The sequence below is a fragment of the Caballeronia eucalypticola genome (assembly GCF_047608185.1).
Taxonomy (GTDB): Bacteria; Pseudomonadota; Gammaproteobacteria; order Burkholderiales; family Burkholderiaceae; genus Caballeronia.
Window position 1 is genome coordinate 367,796 of record NZ_JBLKRU010000002.1, and the last position, 17,800, is coordinate 385,595.

Annotated in this window: 16 protein-coding genes and 1 tRNA gene; 9 read left to right on the plus strand and 8 right to left on the minus strand. The window is 59.7% G+C overall.

Annotation, left to right across the window (positions count from 1 at the left end):
- Positions 1 to 195 precede the first annotated feature (195 nt).
- The 3 genes from ACMX25_RS03845 to ACMX25_RS03855 all read right to left on the minus strand — a co-directional run bounded on the left by ACMX25_RS03845 (position 196) and on the right by ACMX25_RS03855 (position 3,052).
- Positions 196 to 564 (minus strand): ElaB/YgaM/YqjD family protein, encoded by a 369-nt coding sequence (locus ACMX25_RS03845; protein WP_414948209.1) that lies wholly within the window; start codon positions 562 to 564, stop codon positions 196 to 198.
- A gap of 158 nt (positions 565 to 722) precedes the next feature.
- Positions 723 to 2,021, minus strand: a complete 1,299-nt coding sequence (lplT, locus tag ACMX25_RS03850; protein WP_414948210.1) for a lysophospholipid transporter LplT — start codon at positions 2,019 to 2,021, stop codon at positions 723 to 725.
- Positions 2,022 to 2,251: 230 nt separating this feature from the next.
- Positions 2,252 to 3,052 carry an inositol monophosphatase family protein gene (locus tag ACMX25_RS03855; RefSeq protein WP_414948211.1) on the minus strand — a complete coding sequence of 267 codons (801 nt, stop codon included), beginning with the start codon at positions 3,050 to 3,052 and terminating at the stop codon, positions 2,252 to 2,254.
- Positions 3,053 to 3,402: 350 nt separating this feature from the next.
- On the opposite strand from ACMX25_RS03855, the gene ACMX25_RS03860 reads away from it, so the two are divergent.
- Entirely contained in the window at positions 3,403 to 4,209 is an 807-nt protein-coding gene (locus ACMX25_RS03860) for an RNA methyltransferase (RefSeq protein WP_414948212.1), read from the plus strand.
- A gap of 240 nt (positions 4,210 to 4,449) precedes the next feature.
- Positions 4,450 to 5,238, plus strand: a complete 789-nt coding sequence (cysE, locus tag ACMX25_RS03865) for a serine O-acetyltransferase (protein WP_414948213.1) — start codon at positions 4,450 to 4,452, stop codon at positions 5,236 to 5,238.
- A 19-nt stretch (positions 5,239 to 5,257) separates the two neighbouring features.
- Here the strand turns inward: cysE and ACMX25_RS03870 are convergent, their stop codons facing one another.
- From ACMX25_RS03870 to ACMX25_RS03885, 4 genes are all read right to left on the minus strand, one after another.
- Positions 5,258 to 6,067, minus strand: a complete 810-nt coding sequence (locus tag ACMX25_RS03870) for a UDP-2,3-diacylglucosamine diphosphatase (RefSeq protein ID WP_414948214.1) — start codon at positions 6,065 to 6,067, stop codon at positions 5,258 to 5,260.
- On the minus strand, positions 6,064 to 6,561 hold the full coding sequence (locus ACMX25_RS03875) for a peptidylprolyl isomerase (RefSeq protein WP_047896501.1): 498 nt from the start codon (positions 6,559 to 6,561) through the stop codon (positions 6,064 to 6,066). The genes ACMX25_RS03870 and ACMX25_RS03875 overlap by 4 nt, the downstream gene beginning before the upstream one ends.
- Positions 6,562 to 6,679: 118 nt before the next feature.
- Entirely contained in the window at positions 6,680 to 7,261 is a 582-nt protein-coding gene (locus ACMX25_RS03880) for a peptidylprolyl isomerase (RefSeq protein WP_414948215.1), read from the minus strand.
- A gap of 104 nt (positions 7,262 to 7,365) precedes the next feature.
- Complete coding sequence (locus ACMX25_RS03885; RefSeq protein WP_414948216.1) at positions 7,366 to 8,244, minus strand: tetratricopeptide repeat protein; 879 nt, start codon at positions 8,242 to 8,244, stop codon at positions 7,366 to 7,368.
- A gap of 464 nt (positions 8,245 to 8,708) precedes the next feature.
- Between ACMX25_RS03885 and cysS the strand changes: the two genes are divergently transcribed.
- From cysS to ACMX25_RS03920, 7 genes are all read left to right on the plus strand, one after another.
- Positions 8,709 to 10,127, plus strand: a complete 1,419-nt coding sequence (cysS, locus tag ACMX25_RS03890) for a cysteine--tRNA ligase (protein WP_414948217.1) — start codon at positions 8,709 to 8,711, stop codon at positions 10,125 to 10,127.
- A 44-nt stretch (positions 10,128 to 10,171) separates the two neighbouring features.
- The gene (locus ACMX25_RS03895; protein ID WP_414948310.1) at positions 10,172 to 11,272 is read left to right on the plus strand and encodes a DNA-3-methyladenine glycosylase family protein; all 1,101 of its coding nucleotides are present in this window, start codon (positions 10,172 to 10,174) and stop codon (positions 11,270 to 11,272) included.
- A 132-nt stretch (positions 11,273 to 11,404) separates the two neighbouring features.
- The gene (locus tag ACMX25_RS03900) at positions 11,405 to 12,376 is read left to right on the plus strand and encodes an acetyl-CoA carboxylase carboxyltransferase subunit alpha (RefSeq protein ID WP_031363946.1); all 972 of its coding nucleotides are present in this window, start codon (positions 11,405 to 11,407) and stop codon (positions 12,374 to 12,376) included.
- Positions 12,377 to 12,515: 139 nt separating this feature from the next.
- Positions 12,516 to 13,964 (plus strand): tRNA lysidine(34) synthetase TilS, encoded by a 1,449-nt coding sequence (gene tilS / locus ACMX25_RS03905; RefSeq protein WP_414948218.1) that lies wholly within the window; start codon positions 12,516 to 12,518, stop codon positions 13,962 to 13,964.
- Positions 13,965 to 14,402: 438 nt separating this feature from the next.
- A complete protein-coding gene (locus tag ACMX25_RS03910) occupies positions 14,403 to 15,653 on the plus strand; it encodes an aspartate kinase (protein WP_414948219.1) in 1,251 nt (416 codons plus the stop codon).
- Between the two features lie 184 nt (positions 15,654 to 15,837).
- Positions 15,838 to 15,931: transfer RNA gene (locus ACMX25_RS03915), tRNA-Ser, on the plus strand.
- 389 nt (positions 15,932 to 16,320) lie between these two features.
- Positions 16,321 to 16,530 carry a hypothetical protein gene (locus tag ACMX25_RS03920; RefSeq protein ID WP_414948220.1) on the plus strand — a complete coding sequence of 70 codons (210 nt, stop codon included), beginning with the start codon at positions 16,321 to 16,323 and terminating at the stop codon, positions 16,528 to 16,530.
- Positions 16,531 to 16,893: 363 nt separating this feature from the next.
- On the opposite strand, the gene ACMX25_RS03925 is transcribed toward ACMX25_RS03920, so the two are convergent.
- The gene (locus ACMX25_RS03925) at positions 16,894 to 17,694 is read right to left on the minus strand and encodes a helix-turn-helix domain-containing protein (protein WP_414948221.1); all 801 of its coding nucleotides are present in this window, start codon (positions 17,692 to 17,694) and stop codon (positions 16,894 to 16,896) included.
- Between the last annotated feature and the right edge of the window lie 106 nt (positions 17,695 to 17,800).

Sequence of the window (17,800 nt, forward strand, 5' to 3'; positions counted from 1 at the left end):
GGGAATGTCAGCCAAACGGCTAACGCGGTTTGACGTGGCTTAACGTGGCTTAACGTGACGCAGACGGATGTGGCTTGACACGGAATCTTGCGCAATTCCCCTCGTGCGTCCAGCTGCATGGAAGCCACCGTCCAAAAGCAAAAACGCCGGCATGCCGGCGTTTCTACATATTCCACGAATGTCACACAAGCCCAATCACGAACGTCCTGCCAGAAATCCGACAAGCAGCGCGAGTCCCGCCACTGCGCCGAGCGTATGCCACGGCTTGTCGTGTACGAATTCGTCGGCATAACCGGCAGCGTCATTGAGCCGCCCGGCGATGGCGGACGACGAACCGTCGAACTGGGTGCGCGCCGCTTTCAGCTTGGCTTGCAAATCCTTGCGCAACTTGTCGACGTCGATATCTTTCGCATCGCGGATTGAACTGTCGAGCTCGTCGAGCAGGCCGCGCAACTGCGTGCTGGCCGTATCGACAGCGTCGCTTGCGCCCTGAACCGCGCGATGGCCCACTTTGGCCGCGCCATTGATGTTGCTATCGAGTGTGGAACGTGTGAACAGACCCATTTGCAGCTCCTTTGACGTGTCGTTTGCTTAATTTCAAACCACGCACTCCGCGTTTCAATTTATGCATTCTGCGAAGGGCGCGACTTTCTTTCCGGCCGAACAAAGCATGCAGCAGATTCCGTTCCCGCACCCTGATGAATGTCACGCGAGTCACGCGATCACTCTTCAACCAGCGCGCCCAGATCCACCGTCCGCTCGTTGCGCGCGTGCCGCCGCATGGCAAGCCACATCATCAGGCAGATAAACACGCCGAACACCACAATAATCCATTCTACGGGCAGGTTGGTCGTCAGCAAAAGCGCGTACGCGCCGAGCATCGACAATACGGCAAGGTTCTGGTTGAAATTCTGGACCGCGATGGACGCACCGGCAGACAGCAGCGTTGCGCCGCGATGCTGCAGGATGGCGTTCATCGGCACGATGAAAAAGCCCGACAACGCACCCAGCAAAATCATCAGCGGATAAGCGCCCAGGATGTAAAGCGGCGCGAACAGTGGGCCAATATGCAAGCCGGAACCTGCCGGAAACAGGTCTTTGTTGTAGAACGCCATGCCGATAGCCACAGCGCCTGTCACCACGCCGATCGGCAAGACCTTGAGCGAACTGCGCAACGGCACCCACGCGGCGGCGGCACTCGCGCCGATCGCAATACCTAGCCCCGTCACGCCCTGCAGCACCGCGGCTTTCGATAACGACAAACCCAGGTTCGCCGCCGCCCACTTAAGCACCAGCAGTTGCAGCGTTACCGCCGCACCCCACAGCAAAGTGGTGACCCACAGCGCGATCTGCGCCAGCTTGTCGCCCCATAACACCTTGAATGCGTGGATGAAATCGCCAATGAGCTTTGACGGCTCCTTGAGCCGGTTGGGGTATCGCGCGCCGGTATCGGGAATGCCGATGTTGATCACCGCAGCCGCGGCATAAACGATCATGACGGCGAACATGGCGGCGTCGGCTGCCGAGCGAATCAGCACGAGATGCGAGCCGCTAATGAAATGCTGAACGTACTGGCTGACCAGCGCACCGCCGATCACCGTACCGAGAATTGTCGATCCGACTGTTGCCGATTCAAGCCACGCGTTCGCCGGGATGAGTTTTTCGGGCGGCAAAAGCTCGGTGAGGATGCCGTATTTCGCGGGGGAATACGCTGCGGCGCCAAGGCCGACCACGCCGTAAGCGATCATGGGATGCACGCCAAGGATCATCAGCGCGCAGCCACCGGCCTTCAGCGCGTTCGAGACGAACATGACGTGGCGTTTCTGGATCGAATCGGCGAATGCACCCACGAACGGCGCGAGCAGCACGTACGACACCGTGAAGAAAATCTGCAGCAGCGGGGTGACCCACGACGCGGAATGCATCACCGAAAGCATCGCTATGGCAGCGATCAGCAGCGCGTTGTCGGCGAGCGACGAAACGAACTGCGCGGCAATGATCGTATAGAAGCCTTTTTTCATTAGACGGAAGAGCAGCGGCGGCAGAAAGGGTGAGGGATGCCGCGGACGGCGAGCAGGACACTTTAGCGGAGCAGGCGATGGCGTGCAGATTGCGCGGGCCAACGTTAGCCTTTCGGACGGTAGCAGGGCATGTCGGCCCGCATTCGTAGCCGCTATGAGCTTGCCTTGAGGATGCGCACGCTGATAACAAAAAGGCGGCCGTAGCCGCCTTTTTCAATCTCCTCCTGCCATCAAGCGCTTTGGCGCGTGGTGGTGAAGGGATCGAGGATCTTGATCATCTGGGCGTAGACCTTCGGGTTGCCCGCTACGATCTCGCTCTTGTGCAGGAAATCCGATTCGCCCGTGTAGTTACCCACCAGCCCGCCGGCTTCGGTGATCAGCAAGCTGCCCGCAGCCACGTCCCATGCGTTGATGCCTTGCTCGAAGAACGCATCAAGCCGGCCTGCGGCCACATTCGCCAGATCCAGCGCGGCAGCGCCTGGGCGGCGCAAGCCGGCACAGGCTTCAGTCATCTGCGAGAACAGCTTGCCATACGCTTCAAGGCCCGCCCCGTCGCGGAACGGAAAGCCCGTGCCGACCAGCGCGTCGCCGAGACGATCCAGTTTTGCCACACGAATGCGTCGCTCGTTCAAATAAGCGCCGCTGCCGCGCGATGCGGTGAACAGGTCGTTGCGGGTGGGGTCGTACACCACCGCTTGCGTGATGATGCCCTTGTGGGCAAGCGCGATGGAGACGCAGTAATACTGGAAACCGTGGATGAAATTGGTCGTGCCGTCGAGCGGATCGATGATCCACTGGAACTCCGAATCCTTGTCCTGCGCACCGGATTCCTCGGCGAGGATCGAGTGCTTCGGATAGGCCGTAGTCAGCGTTTCGATAATCGCCGCCTCGGAGGCCTTGTCGACCTCCGTCACGAAGTCGTTATGCTGTTTTTTGCTGACCTGGATGCGGTCCAGGTCCAGGGACGCGCGGTTGATGATCTGTCCGGCGCGGCGAGCGGCCTTGACAGCAATATTGAGCATCGGATGCATGAAAATAGTCCTTTGGCCGGCGGCGGCGCTCCACGCACGCGCACGAAGTCGTGTGTGAAGTCCCAACGCCGAACGGAAAACGGCCCAAACCAGCGGGCAAAAACGACGTGTGTCGACGGCAACGAATTGAAGAAGAGCGGGGCGCGTGCCTTCTTTGAACCTGCAATAGCGCCTGATAACAGCGACCAGCAACAGCAGACACACGCGAATGGGGTATTTTACCCGAGTCGGCCGCCGGCGCGCGACGAGTACAAAGTCGAGTGCGCAGCTAATGTCGGCGCAAGGGTCGCCGGATGGGCCGCGCGGCGATACCATGACGTCTCTTTCAACCTTCCGGCAAGCGTTTCCCCTTGGACCTGAACACCTCATCAAACTCCCCGGACCACGCTTTTGCATCGACTCGCTTTGTGCTGGTCGAACCGAGCCATCCCGGCAATGTGGGCGCGGCCGCGCGCGCGCTCAAGACAATGGGGTTTTCCCGGCTTGTCGTCGTCGCGCCGAAAATCGCGTTTGTCACGCGCGAGCCGGAAGCGATCGCGATGGCAAGCGGCGCCGACGACGTGCTCGCGTCGGCGCAAGTCGTCGAAACACTCGCCGATGCCTTGACTGGCGTGCATTGGTCGGTTGCATTGACGGCGCGTTCGCGGGAATACGGGCCGCCGCAAATGGCGCCGCGCGCCGCCGCGGAGAAGGCTTGCGAGTTCGCGGATCGAGGGCAAGCGGGGAATTCGGGCGTTATTGCGTTCGTGTTCGGTAACGAGCGCGTGGGCTTGTCGAATGCCGATGTGGAGCGCTGTAGCGCGCTCGCGCACATTCCGGCGAATCCCGCCTATAGCTCGCTGAATCTGGCGCAAGCGGTTCAGGTTTTGGCTTACGAATTGCGGCTGGCGCTGCTCAGTCGCGCGGACGGTATTCCAGCTGTTTCAACAACGCCGAACCTGGCAACGTCCGTTCCCAGCGCGTCCAGCGACGAAATTGAGGGCATGTATGCCCATCTGGAACAGGCGCTGGTCACACTCGATTTCCTCGATCCCGCCAACCCGAAGAAGCTGATGTCGCGGCTGCGGCGGCTTTTTTCACGCTCCGGACTTGAGCACGAGGAAGTGAATATCCTGCGCGGCATCGCCAAGCATATTCTTCTAAAGATCAAACAGTAGGAAGACTGCGGGCGTGTCAAAAGCGCGGAGGAGCAGTGGTTTTATTCCGTGTGTCGTGTCGAATAAAGCGATCTGCGTTTCGATGCCCGCATCTAACCCTGACCGCTTTGCCAGCGGGGGCATCGCAGCGAACTTCTATTGGCCGTCCTACAATCTGCGGAAATCGAACTATCGGTTCCCGAATCCGTGCTGAGCCGTGGATCCGGGAATCGACATCCCGACACCCACAGAGCCACCGCCATGTTCAATCGACTCCGCGAAGACATCGTCGCCATCCGCGAGCGCGATCCGGCCGCCCGCAGCACCTGGGAAGTCGTGACCTGTTATCCGGGCTTTCACGCCGTCGTCCTGCACCGCATTGCGCACGCTTGCTGGCGCGCGGGCTGGCGCTGGCTCGGGAGATTTGTCTCGCAGTTCGGGCGGTTCATGACGGGCATCGAGATTCATCCCGGCGCGACGCTTGGACGGCGCGTGTTCATCGATCATGGCATGGGCGTGGTGATCGGCGAAACGGCGGAAATTGGCGATGACTGCACGATCTACCAGGGCGTGACGCTGGGCGGCACGTCGCTCGCGCGTGGCGCAAAACGGCATCCGACGCTCGAGCGCGGCGTGATTGTCGGGGCGGGCGCGAAAGTGCTCGGTGGGTTCACGGTCGGCGCGGAAGCGAAGATTGGCTCGAACGCGGTGGTGGTGAAGCGGGTTCCGGCGGGCGGAACGGCCGTCGGCAATCCGGCGCGTGTGGTGATGCCGGCTACCGTCAAACCCGCGCAAAAAGGCTCGGGTGTGCCGGAGCGTGCAGCGTTCTGCGCGTACGGCATCACGCCTAACGCCGATGATCCCGTGTCACTTGCTATCCACGGATTGATCGATCATGCGTCTACGCAGGCACATCGTGTGGATGAGATTGTCGCGGCGCTTGAGAAACTGGGCACGCGTATCGATGCGATCAGCGGCGTCGAGACTGCCGCGTTCATCGACCTGAAGCGTCTCTCCGATGCGATGAAAGGCGAAGCAGCGCGGCGCTGAAAAGCGTCGCCGTTCAAACTCAGGCGAGCGGCAAAGCCCGAATACCTTCGGCGTCCACGCGCAGATATCCGCCGCGCGGCTCGCCGTGATCCAGTTCCCAATCCGGCATGACCCAGCGAACGCCATCAGTTTCCCGATGACGTGCGGGCAAATGCGTATGGCCGTGGATCATCGTGTGAGTGCCGGTGCTTGCGAACAGCTTCGCCACCGCCTCACGCGTGACGTCATATTTCGCGTCCACCGGTCGCATCCTGCCGTCTTCGCTGGTTGATCGCATGCGCTCCGCAATCGATAAGCGCAGCTTCAGCGGCAAGCTCAGGAATAGTTGTTGTGCAACGGGATTACGCGCGAACCGCCGAAAGCGCTGATACGCAGGGTCGGCCGTGCAAAGCGCATCGCCATGCGCCACCACAATGCGCGTGCCGAACGCCGTGATAACAAACGGATCGGGCAACGGCAGCGCCCCGGCGGCGAGCATGAAGCGCTTGCCGAGCAGGAAATCACGGTTGCCATGCATCACATACAACGCAATACCGCGTTCTGACAACGTGTGCATCAACGCCGCCATGCGCCTCGCGAACGCAGCACGTGACCCGGCCACCGATGTTGCCAGCACATCGTCGCCCACCCAGAATTCGAACAGGTCGCCGAGGATGAACACCGAGTCGGCATCGTTCGCCGTCACTTCGATGAAATGCTCGAACGCCGCCACAGTGTGCGGAATGGCATCGCTCAAATGGAGGTCGGAAATGAAAAACAGCGGGCGCGCTGTATCTTTCGCGCCCGCTGTTTCAACTGTTCCGATCACGCTGTGCGTCGAGTCGATCATTCCCCGGCGACGACAGCCTTTTCGATCACGACGTCATCCACCGGCACGTCCTGATGAAAGCCCTTCGAACCCGTCTTGACCTTGCGGATCTTGTCGACGATATCGAGGCCTTCCACGACCTTGCCGAAGACCGCGTAACCCCAGCCTTGCGGCGACGGCGACGAGTGGTTCAGGAACTCGTTGTCACCCACATTGATGAAGAACTGCGCGGTGGCCGAATGCGGGTCATTCGTGCGTGCCATGGCGACGGAACCGTGTTCGTTCTTCAGGCCATTGTTCGCTTCGTTGTCGATAGGCGCGTCCGTCGGCTTTTGCTTCATGCCGGGTTCGAAACCGCCGCCCTGGATCATGAAACCGTCGATCACGCGATGAAAAACGGTGTTGTCGTAGTGGCCTTTCTTTACGTAGTTCAGAAAGTTTTCGACCGACTTGGGCGCCTTCTCAGCGTTCAGTTCAATCTTGATGATGCCGTGATTCGTATGCAGTTCGACCATGATGAGTTCCTTTCCTTTTCAAGAGTAGATAGGGCAATACGCGATGCGCACGGCGTATGCCTGCTTCATGCCCCGCTCGCCGTGACGGCGAGCGGCGGCGCCTTGTTCCCCCGGGGTTTTACTTCCCGACGACGCTAGCCGACTGGATCACGACGTTCGTTTGCGGCACATCGCCCATTGGGCCGCGTGTCGTAGTCGGCGTGCCTTCGATCTTCTTCACTACATCCATGCCCGCGACCACCTTGCCGAACACGGCATAACCGTTGCCGTCGCCGTTGGGGTAATCGAGGCCGGTGTTATCGACCGTGTTGATGAAGAACTGCGAAGTGGCCGAATCCGGATCGCCCGTACGCGCCATGGCGAGCGTGCCAGTCGTATTCTTCAGCCCGTTCTTGCTTTCAAGCGGAATGGGCGCACGCGTGGGCTTTTCGACAAAGCTGGTCGTGTACCCGCCACCCTGAATCATGAAGCCCGGAATCACACGATGAAAAATCGTGCCGTTGTACTGACCGGACTTTACATAGTCCAGGAAGTTGGCGACGCTTTTCGGCGCCTTCTCAGGATACAACTCAACCTTGATGTCGCCTTGTGACGTCTTGAGCAGCACGGTCGGATGAGCAGCAGTCTGCGACGACTGCGCGAAGGCGGGTGCCTGGGCAATGAGTGCAGCGCTGCCGAGCGCCAACAACAAACTTTTCATGAGCAATCGATCCTCTGGTTGGAGCAGTTACGGGTGAAGACTTGTCGAACGTTCGACCATCCAGATGTCTGGTCGACTGAACGTTCGATCCTGCCGGATTGGATTCAAGGATTCGTCGGCGCGAAATAAGGCGTGGTCGAAAGCGGCACGCTGGGTCCGCCAAACGGCGAGTAAAGCGGCGACGACATGTCGTTAGTGTTAGGCGTTGTGTCTGGCGTGGTACCCGTTGTCGGCACTGTCCAGTCACCAGAGGCCGCACTCGGCGAAGACGCGGCCGTGGCCGCCGAAGCCGCCGCTGCGCCCGAAGCAGCGCTGACATGCGAAGCACCCGATGCGGCCGCGGCCGCGGCAGCCGCAGCTTCCGGACGACGTCGCGGCGGCGGTGACACGATCTTCTGGATGTCGCCCACGCGTTGCGCCGTCAACGGACTCTTCGATCCGAGCGACTGCGCCCGCTTATACGATTCGCTCGCGAGCCGCAGATAAAGATCGCCGAGGTTTTCGTACGCCAGCGCGTAACTGGGATTCGCCTTCGTCGCTGTTTCGAGCGCGACGCGTGCTTCGTCGTAGCGGCCCTTCTTCGCGTAGAGCGCGGCAAGATTGTTATACGGCTCGGGCAGTTCAGGGTAGGCCTCGGTGAGCTCCGTGAACGCGGCGATAGCTTCGTCGTCCCGGTTCAAACGCGCGAGCACCGTTGCACGCTTGAACTTGGCCTGGACGTCGCGCGGATTGGTTTTCAGGCGTGCGTCGAGTTGCGTCAGCGCGCTTGGCCATTGCTTCTGCGAGATGGCCAGGTCGATAGCAGGAGTGTCATCCGCGGTGGCGGTGGAGACTTGTGCAAACGCCGGCGCAAGCGGCAAAAACGTTGCGCCAAGGCCGAATGTGACGGTTGCAAGGGCGGTCGCCGCTAGCTTGGCAGCGCTTGATGCGCGGCCGCTTGAAGGTTTCATAGGCTCTGGTCTGGATGTTATACTCCGACCCATTCTAACAAAACGTCTGCCACGTTCCGCTGAACGTTCAGACAGTCATTAAGCCACTCGCGGCCGCCTCCGTTTTGATGCAGTGTGACTGCCCAAGTTTTCTCGCGCCGGCGCGCACGGTTCCCAGCGCTTGACGTTTCGAAGCCGGGCCAGGTCAAACATGTTGAACGTGCTGGAACTTGCTGGAACGTGTCACATCGCTGGTGTTCGCGTTGTCATCGTTCTCGTTGCTCGTCTCATTGTCGTTCTCGATGTTGCTGCCGTTTCACGGCTACCTGTAGCATGGTCGCAGCAGTGCAAAAATGCACCGTTGTTGCACTGTTGTTATCGTCGGCCGGAAACGAGCGCGAACGAATGCGGACATGCAGCACGCCGCCACGATCGCAGTCACATTCGCAGTCACAAAATTGGCCAGCAGTCGAAACACGGATGTCCCGGCCCACGCACTATCCCACGCACCATCGTTTATGAACTCATTGCGCATCTACAACACGCTCGCGCGTGACAAGCAACCTTTCGTGCCGCTCCGTGCCGGAGAAGTGCGCATGTACGTTTGCGGAATCACGGTGTATGACTATTGTCATGTCGGGCACGCACGCATGATGATCGTGTTCGATATTGTCCAGCGCTGGCTTCGCACGCTCGGATACAACGTGACTTATGTGCGCAACATCACAGACATCGACGACAAGATCATTCGTCGCGCGGTGGAAAACGGTGAACCGATCAAAGCGCTGACCGGGCGATTCATCCAGGCCATGTATGACGATCTCGATGCGCTCGGCGTCGCGCGTCCCGACCTCGAACCGCGTGCCACCGACTACGTTCCGCAGATGCTGGGCATGATCCAGACGCTCGTGCAAAACGGTTACGCGTATCAGGGCAAGGACGGTGACGTGAACTATGCGGTCCGCAAGTTCGAGGGCTACGGCAAGCTGTCGGGCAAGTCGATCGAAGACCTGCGCGCGGGCGAACGCGTGGCTGCCAACGACGCCAAGCAGGATCCGCTCGACTTCGTATTGTGGAAAAGCGCGAAGGAAGGGGAGCCGCCGGATACGGGCTGGGACTCCGCATGGGGACGTGGCCGGCCGGGTTGGCATATCGAATGTTCGGCCATGGGCTGCACCTTGCTGGGCGATCGTTTCGACATTCACGGCGGCGGTCAGGACCTGCAGTTTCCGCACCATGAGAATGAAATTGCGCAGAGCGAAGCAGCAACGGGCGTTCAGTTCGTGAACTACTGGATGCATAACGGCTTCGTGCAGATCGACAGCGAAAAGATGTCGAAGTCGCTGGGCAACTTCTTTACCATCCGTGAAGTCCTCGAAAAATTCGATGCGGAAGTTGTGCGTTTTTTTATTGCGAGGGCACACTATCGTTCGCCGCTCAATTACAGCGACGTTCATATAGACGATGCACGTGGGGCGCTCACGCGTTTGTATACGGCATTGAAAGACGTGACGCCGGATGCCGGGCCGCTCGACTGGAACGAAACGCATGCGCAACGTTTTCGCGCGGCGATGAACGACGACTTCAACACGCCGGTGGCTATCGCCGTGTTGTTCGAATTGGCGAGCGAAGTGAATCGCTCGCAAGATGCCGTGCTGGCACGTCAATTGAAGACGCTGGCCGCTTTGCTCGGATTGTTGCAACGTGAGCCGCGTGCGTTTCTTCAGGACACACCGCGAAGCAATCGCGAAACAGTAGGCAAAGAGGGTGCGGAAAACCTCACGCCTGCCGATATAGACATGATGATCGCCGCTCGCGTTGCTGCGAAGCAGGCAAAGAACTATGCCGAAGCAGACCGGATTCGTGCCGAATTGCTCGAAGCCGGGATTGCACTTGAAGACAAACCGGGTGGGTTGACCGAATGGCGCCGCGCTTAAGCGCCTCTCGTTCCCTTTGATCGACTCGCCAGGTAGGAGGCATGATGGCAACGGCCAGAAAGACGCCGGCTAAACGAGCCGCGTCCGGAAGTATTGCAACGCCGCCGAGCACGGTCGCGCGGCGTACGCAAGTGAAAACATCGAAGGTATCGGCGCCCGAGGCGAAGCTCGCCAACGGTGCGGGTCACGACGGAGAACGCAAGGCGGTACCAAAGAAACGTGCGATCAATGGCGTGGACCATGACGGCGCTGTGAGATCGAACGCTAAAACGAATGGTCTCGTTCGTGCACGCAAGTCCGTGCGCGCAACTGCGCCGAAAGCGTCACCGAAGAAGGTAAGCAGCAAGCCGAGCGGTGACGGCAATGGCGTGCTCGATGTAAAAGCCGACGAGACCGACGTTAGCACTGGTGCAACGCAGGCGCTCGTGCGCGCACCGCAGACCGACGGCGAGATTGTCCGCAAGTCGCGTGCGATCACGACTGAGAAAACCGTGCCGGTGCAGACCCCCGGCTTGTCGGCTGAAGCGGCTCGTCCAGAGTATTGGGACAAGGCGTGCGCTGATCTCGTCAAGCGCGACCGTATCCTCAAGAAGCTGATTCCGAAGTTCGGGCCGGTGCATCTGATCAATCGCGACGATCCTTTTACGACGCTCGCGCGTTCGGTTGTCGGCCAGCAAATTTCCGTGACAGCGGCGCAGGCTATCTGGAAGCGCGTCGAAGGGGCGTGCCCGACGCTCGCGCCGCAGCAGTTCATCAAGGTGGGGCCGGTGAAGTTGCAGTCGTGCGGGTTATCGAAGCGCAAGTCCGAATATATTCTCGACGTCGCGCAGCATTTCGTGTCGGGCGCACTGCACGTGGATAGCTGGACATCCATGGAAGATGAAGCCGTGATCGCGGAACTCACGCAGATTCGCGGCATCGGACGATGGACGGCGGAAATGTTCCTGATCTTCAACTTGTCGCGCCCGGACGTCCTGCCGCTCGATGACCTCGGCCTGATCCAGGCCATCAGCGTCAACTATTTCAGCGGCGAACCCGTGACCCGGAGCGAAGCGCGCGAAGTCGCGGCCAACTGGGAACCGTGGCGCACCGTCGCGACCTGGTACATGTGGCGCAGCCTTTACCCCGTTCCCGCCGATCACTAAAATTTCCGGTCGCTTCGTCCGGCGCGAGTCGGAAGACTATTGATATCTTATAATCGATAGTTGCGACCCGAAATTTAGTGAGGCCGGCGCGGTTAGAATACGCGCTGCCCGATGCTTTAGGATTCGAACAATATGAAGACCACGTTTCTGGATTTCGAACAGCCTATTGCTGAACTCGAAGCGAAGATCGAAGAATTGCGCTTCGTTCAGGACGATTCCGCTGTCGATATTTCGGAAGAAATAGAGCGGCTGTCGAAGAAGAGCCAGCAACTCACCAAAGATCTTTATGCAAACCTGACGCCTTGGCAGGTTTCGCAGATCGCGCGCCATCCGCAGCGCCCGTACACGCTCGACTATGTGAACGAGCTTTTCACCGACTTCCACGAACTCCACGGCGACCGCTCGTATGCGGACGATCTGGCTATTGTCGGCGGTCTGGCGCGCTTCAACGGCCAGCCCTGCATGGTGATCGGCCAGCAGAAGGGCCGCGACACGAAAGAGCGCGCAGCGCGGAATTTCGGCATGCCGCGTCCGGAGGGGTATCGCAAGGCTGAGCGGCTCATGCGTCTGGCGGAGAAATTCGGCTTGCCCATTTTTACGTTCATCGATACCCCGGGTGCGTATCCGGGTATTGGGGCAGAGGAGCGTGGGCAATCGGAAGCAATCGGTCGTAACCTGTACGTGATGGCCGAGCTGAAGACGCCGATCGTGGCGACCATTATTGGCGAAGGCGGTTCTGGCGGAGCGCTCGCCATTGCCGTGGCTGACAGCGTGCTGATGCTGCAATTTTCAACCTATTCGGTGATCTCGCCGGAGGGCTGTGCGTCCATTTTGTGGAAGAGCGCGGCGAAGGCGCCGGAAGCGGCCGAAGCGCTAGGTTTGACGGCTCATCGGCTGAAGGCATTGGGACTGATCGACAAGATCGTCAACGAGCCGCTGGGCGGCGCGCATCGCGATCCGAAAGGCATGGCAGCATTGCTGCGCCGTGCATTGGCCGATACGCTGCGCCAGTTCCACGGCATGAATGCGCTTGACGTTCGTGCACGTCGCTTCGACAAGCTGATGGCGTACGGCAAGTTCAAGGAAAACCTGCCGGGTGCGTGAAGCTTGAGCGCGATTGAGCGCGACGCTCATGGTTCGCTCCATGCAGTTTGCCCTGACAAGGGGTGCCTTCAACGCGCCCTGCAGGTGCCTCGAATGTGCCTCGAATGTGCGTTGAAGGCAACTTAACAAGCCGACTCCCGTGACATCCTCCGACATTGACACTCCCGCCAGCCGCCTCGTGATCGATGCGGTGCGCGCGGCGTTTGCCGATGTGACAGCCTCTCCTCAATTCTCCATTGCCGTTGCGCTAAGCGGCGGCCTCGACTCGACCGCATTGCTCGATGCCGCGGTTCGATGCGCGGGGCCATCACGCGTGATGGCGCTGCATATTCATCACGGCCTGAGCCCGAATGCCGATGCCTGGGCCGCGCATTGCCACGCATTCGCGCAAGCGTTGGGCGTGAGGTTCGCGTCGCGTCAGGTCGACGTGGTACGTGAAGGCGGCGAGAGTCTGGAAGCGGCTGCACGTGACGCGCGTTACCGCGCGCTTGACGCGTTGTGCGCCGAGCACGGCGCAAGCGCGCTTTGGCTCGCGCATCATGCCGACGATCAGGCCGAAACCGTGTTGCTGCAATTGCTGCGCGGCGCGGGTGTGGCCGGGCTTGCCGCGATGGCGCCGCAGCGCGCCGATGGTGCCTCCACGCCGCGCGTGCGGCCGTTATTGCATCTGTTGCGTGCACAACTCGAGCACTACGCCCATGAGCGTGATCTGCGCTGGATCGACGACGAATCCAACGCCGATACCCGCTATGCACGCAACGCGTTGCGTCATGACGTGCTCCCGGCGCTTGCCGTGCATTTCCCCGGTTTCCGCGATGCGCTGGCGCGGACCGCGTCGCATGCGGCATCGGCGCAAAGGTTGCTCGATGAACTCGCGCGCATCGACATGGCATCGGCGCAAGGTGACGAAGAAGGGGCATTAACCTTGTCGGCGGTACTCGCTCTCGACGATGAACGCGCGATCAACTTGCTGCGCTACTGGATGCGCTCGCTCGGGCTGCAAGCCGCGTCAGCGGCGCGTATCGGCGAGGTGCTGCGGCAACTGCGCGATGCTGCGATGTCCCGCGACGGCCACGCGCTGCGCATCGATCACGCGGGGTTTTGCTTGCGGGCGTATCGCGATGCGATCTTCTGGGAAAAGGGCGACAGCGCGGACCCCGCCGATCTCGACGATGGCGCAAACCCGGCGCGCATGGCGAGCGTGCTGAACTGGGATGGCGAAAGCATCTGGCGCCTGCCGCATTGGCGCGGGACGTTCGTGTTCAAACCTGCGGCCCAAGTCGACGAAGATGCCGTTTCCGAAGCCACGCTGCGCGCCGCGCCGCTTTGCGCGCGTTCGCGCGCGGGCGGCGAGCGCTTGCGCTTGAGTGCGAACGGACCTGGCCGGACCCTGAAAAACCTGTTCCAGGAACGCGGCGTGCCGGGATGGAAACGCGATGTCCCGCTCGTGTTTCTCGGCGAGATCCTGCTGTTCGTGCCGTCGATTGGCATTAATCGGGCGTGCACGGAAGTCAGTAATGGGCGTGATGAAGGCGGCGACGCTGCATATAGACGGATCGAATGGCAGCCGGACCTTGTCGTAGCTTGAGCCGCTAGCCGCTGCGCGCAAAAACTCGATCTGCCCCGATTTTCTTTGGCACTTCACGCGCGCGAATAAATCCGGTCAACTTTTCTTGACACATGCCTGCGAACGGCCAATGAACCCGTCGAATCGCCCGTTCCGGCTTGTGTTTTGGGCCTCGATCAGGTACGTTTACCGGTTTCCCGCAACGCTTTTCAAGCAGCTTTTCCGTCCAGAAGACGCGTTTTTAGCCGCCAGAATTGCTTTTTGCGCGCGAGCCAACCTTGCGCGTGCGGCCACCGCGCTTCGTCGTCACGCTTAAGTCGTCGATCGCACCGATCCAGGGCGTTGCTTGTGTTTCTTCAAGCCGGCTTCTGATGCAACATGTGAAATACGTGCAGTAGTGCAGTACGCGGCGCATCAAACGGCGCGCCAGCGCGGCTTTTCCTCCTGTTCAAAACGACAATGGCACTCATCGTACATAAATACGGCGGCACTTCGATGGGCTCGGTCGAGCGCATCAAGAACGTCGCCAAGCGCGTCGCGAAATGGCACAAGGCCGGCCACAAGATGGTCGTCGTCCCGTCGGCCATGTCCGGCGAAACGAACCGCCTGCTTGGTCTCGCGCGCGAAATTACCGCCCATCCCGACCCCCGCGAACTCGACATGATCGCCTCCACCGGCGAGCAAGTCAGCGTCGGCCTGCTCGCGATTGCGTTGCAAGCGGAAGGGCTCGAAGCGGTCAGTTACGCCGGCTGGCAAGTGCCGATCAAGACCGACAGCGCGTTCACGAAAGCACGCATTAGCGACATCGACGGCACGCGTGTGCAAGCCGATCTCGATGCAGGCAAGGTCGTGGTGGTCACGGGCTTCCAGGGCGTCGATCCCGACGGGCATATCGCAACGCTTGGACGCGGCGGCTCGGACACGTCGGCCGTTGCGATTGCGGCGGCGTTGAAAGCCGACGAATGCCTGATTTATACGGATGTCGATGGTGTGTACACGACCGATCCGCGCGTGGTCGAAGAAGCGCGCCGGCTGGATCGCGTGACGTTCGAAGAAATGCTGGAAATGGCGAGCCTCGGGTCGAAGGTGCTGCAGATCCGTTCGGTGGAATTCGCCGGCAAATATCAGGTGAAGACGCGTGTGTTGTCGAGCCTGACGGACCCGTTGATTCCGCTCGAAACCGAAATGCACTCGGGCACCCTGATTACTTTTGAAGAAGACGAGACCATGGAAAAAGCTGTTATCTCGGGCATCGCATTTCAGCGCGACGAAGCGCGTATTGCCGTGATGGGCGTGCCCGACAAGCCGGGTATTGCATACCAGATCCTCGGACCGGTGGCCGATGCGAATATCGACATCGACATGATCATCCAGAACACGAGCGTGGACGGTAAGACCGACTTCACGTTCACGGTTGGCCGCGGCGATTACGCGCACGCCATGGAGATCTTGACGAGCCAGGTGAAGGACCACGTGAAAGCAGAGCAGGTACGGGGCGATCCGAAGGTGTCGAAGGTGTCGGTGGTCGGCGTGGGCATGCGCTCGCATGTGGGTATCGCGAGCACGATGTTCCGCACGCTGGCGGAAGAGGGCATCAATATCCAGATGATCTCGACGTCGGAGATCAAGATTTCGGTGCTTATCGACGAAAAATACACCGAGCTTGCCGTGCGTGCGCTGCATAAGGTGTTCGAGCTGGATCGCGGTTGAAACACAGCGGAAGAGGGTGTGACAGCGTGCAGTGGATTTTTGGGCTGTAGCCGAAACACGCTGCGAACCGTTGTTTGATGCAATTCACGAGATGAAAAATTTTGTCTCATGAAATTGACCCGCAGCCGCTAACCCGCTATCATCTTGGCTTCGTCGCGCTGACTCCCGCGTGACAAAAAGTGCAGGAGACGTGGCCGAGAGGTTGAAGGTACTCCCCTGCTAAGGGAGCATCTGGGCTAAAACCTGGATCGAGGGTTCGAATCCCTCCGTCTCCGCCAGAAGAATGCAAAGCCCCGTAGGTCTAACGACTTACGGGGTTTTTGTTTTTTTGGGCATCATATTGTGCCCATGAGCTGATGTGACGGTCGCAATGCCGACGCAGTCCTGTGATCTAGCTTCATCTTAGATTGCTGTCCATAATACGCCGCGCGATTCTGCTACGCCCGAGCCCGAATTCCAATTCCCTACTTACTCAGCTATTCGCGGGGTCTGCGGACGTCGTATCTGGGGCAATCCGTGCCCTTCTTGTTTGTAATTTTTTAGTCAAATGTCGCACCTTCGGATCGGCATCAGTAGAGAGATTCTGCATTGTTAAAAACAATGCGCCGCCTTTTCGCAAACGCAAGGATTGCGTTAGACGGCTGATGGGTTTCGACACCGGGCGAACATGGCAACAGAACTGAAAACGGATTCATGGCACTGCTACATGTTCTATCGCAAGAAGGACCATGCGAGTAGCGCCTTTCCGAGTCCCGAAGAAACACAAGCTGTCGAAACGGGCAAAAAATACGCTTTAAATGCGGACTCAAACATTTGGGCAAAGGACGCGGGATTGGTCAAACGCGTGCGCGAGTTTCTTGGCAAGAATTTTCACTAACATGATTGCCTTGCGAAGAGCGGTTCGGAGTCGGATGTTCTCCAGACACTAATGGAGATGGTCCCTGCGAATCGAATCAACGTATTGAGCAATACCCTCTTCGGCGATGACGCGAGTAAAACGCACCTTTGCGATGGAGGCATCGGGTCTGCCGTTAGTATTTTATTGTCATAGATGGTGCTGCCAGTCATTGATGCTCTCAATCCTGAGATCGTCCGAGCTTGAGCAGTGGGCAACCGGATTCACGCGCTCGATTGGCTGCAGATGCAGGTTAACTAAGACGTGCGGCAACTTCGAGTAAAGGGCATCCGACGGTCGCTCACTCGCTACGGCATGCGCGCCCAAGCCGCTTGCGCGTTCTGGTCATTGCTTGAACGCCGCTACCGTCGCTTCATCCGCTGGAAAGAACAACTCGATCGCCAGCTCCGACAGCGTAATATCGATTGGCGTACCGAATATCATCGTTGTACTGATGAACGACAACTGTCCCGCGGCCGTGTTCAACACAAACGGAATCACGATAGAAGATTCCCCCGCGTCGTCCTGACCCGTTCCGCCCGCATAACTCTTCAACTCATCGCGTAATGCGCCCAACTGCGGATCAGCCGTGAGTGCGATCTGGCGCCCCAGCCGTTCCAGCAAATGCGCGCGCCATTGCCCGAGATTCACAATCCTCGACGCTAACCCTCGCGGATGCAGACTCAGCCGAAACACATTCACGGGCGGTTCAAGCAAGGACGGATCAGCATCGGCGATAAGCGCAGCCACCGCACCATTCCCCGACACCAGATTCCAATGCCGGTCGATAGCCAACGCCGGATAGGGCTCATGCCCCTTCAAGATTTGCTCGACAGCGGTTCGCGCGGGCTGCATCGATTGATCCATGAGCGAGCGTTCCCGGAACACCGGCGCGAAGCCTGCCGCGGTCAATAACTCGTTACGCTCACGCAGCGGCACCTCAAGATAGTCGGCCAGCCGCAGCACCATCGCACGGCTCGGCGCGGCGCGCCCCGTTTCGATAAAACTCAGATGCCGGCTCGAAATCTCCGCCTCGCTGGCCAGGAAAAGCTGGCTCATGCGCCGCCGTTCGCGCCAGTGCTTGATCATCGGGCCTATTCCAACAGTCCCAGCAGCCCCCACAGCCGTTGCAGTCAACGTGTTCATGCTCATAACCTTATCAAACCGCCGCGTGCCGCTCCATTACCTGTCAGGTAATCGACGCACGACATGCTCGTCCGGATTATTGCTCCCAGGCCGCGCTAATCCAGCG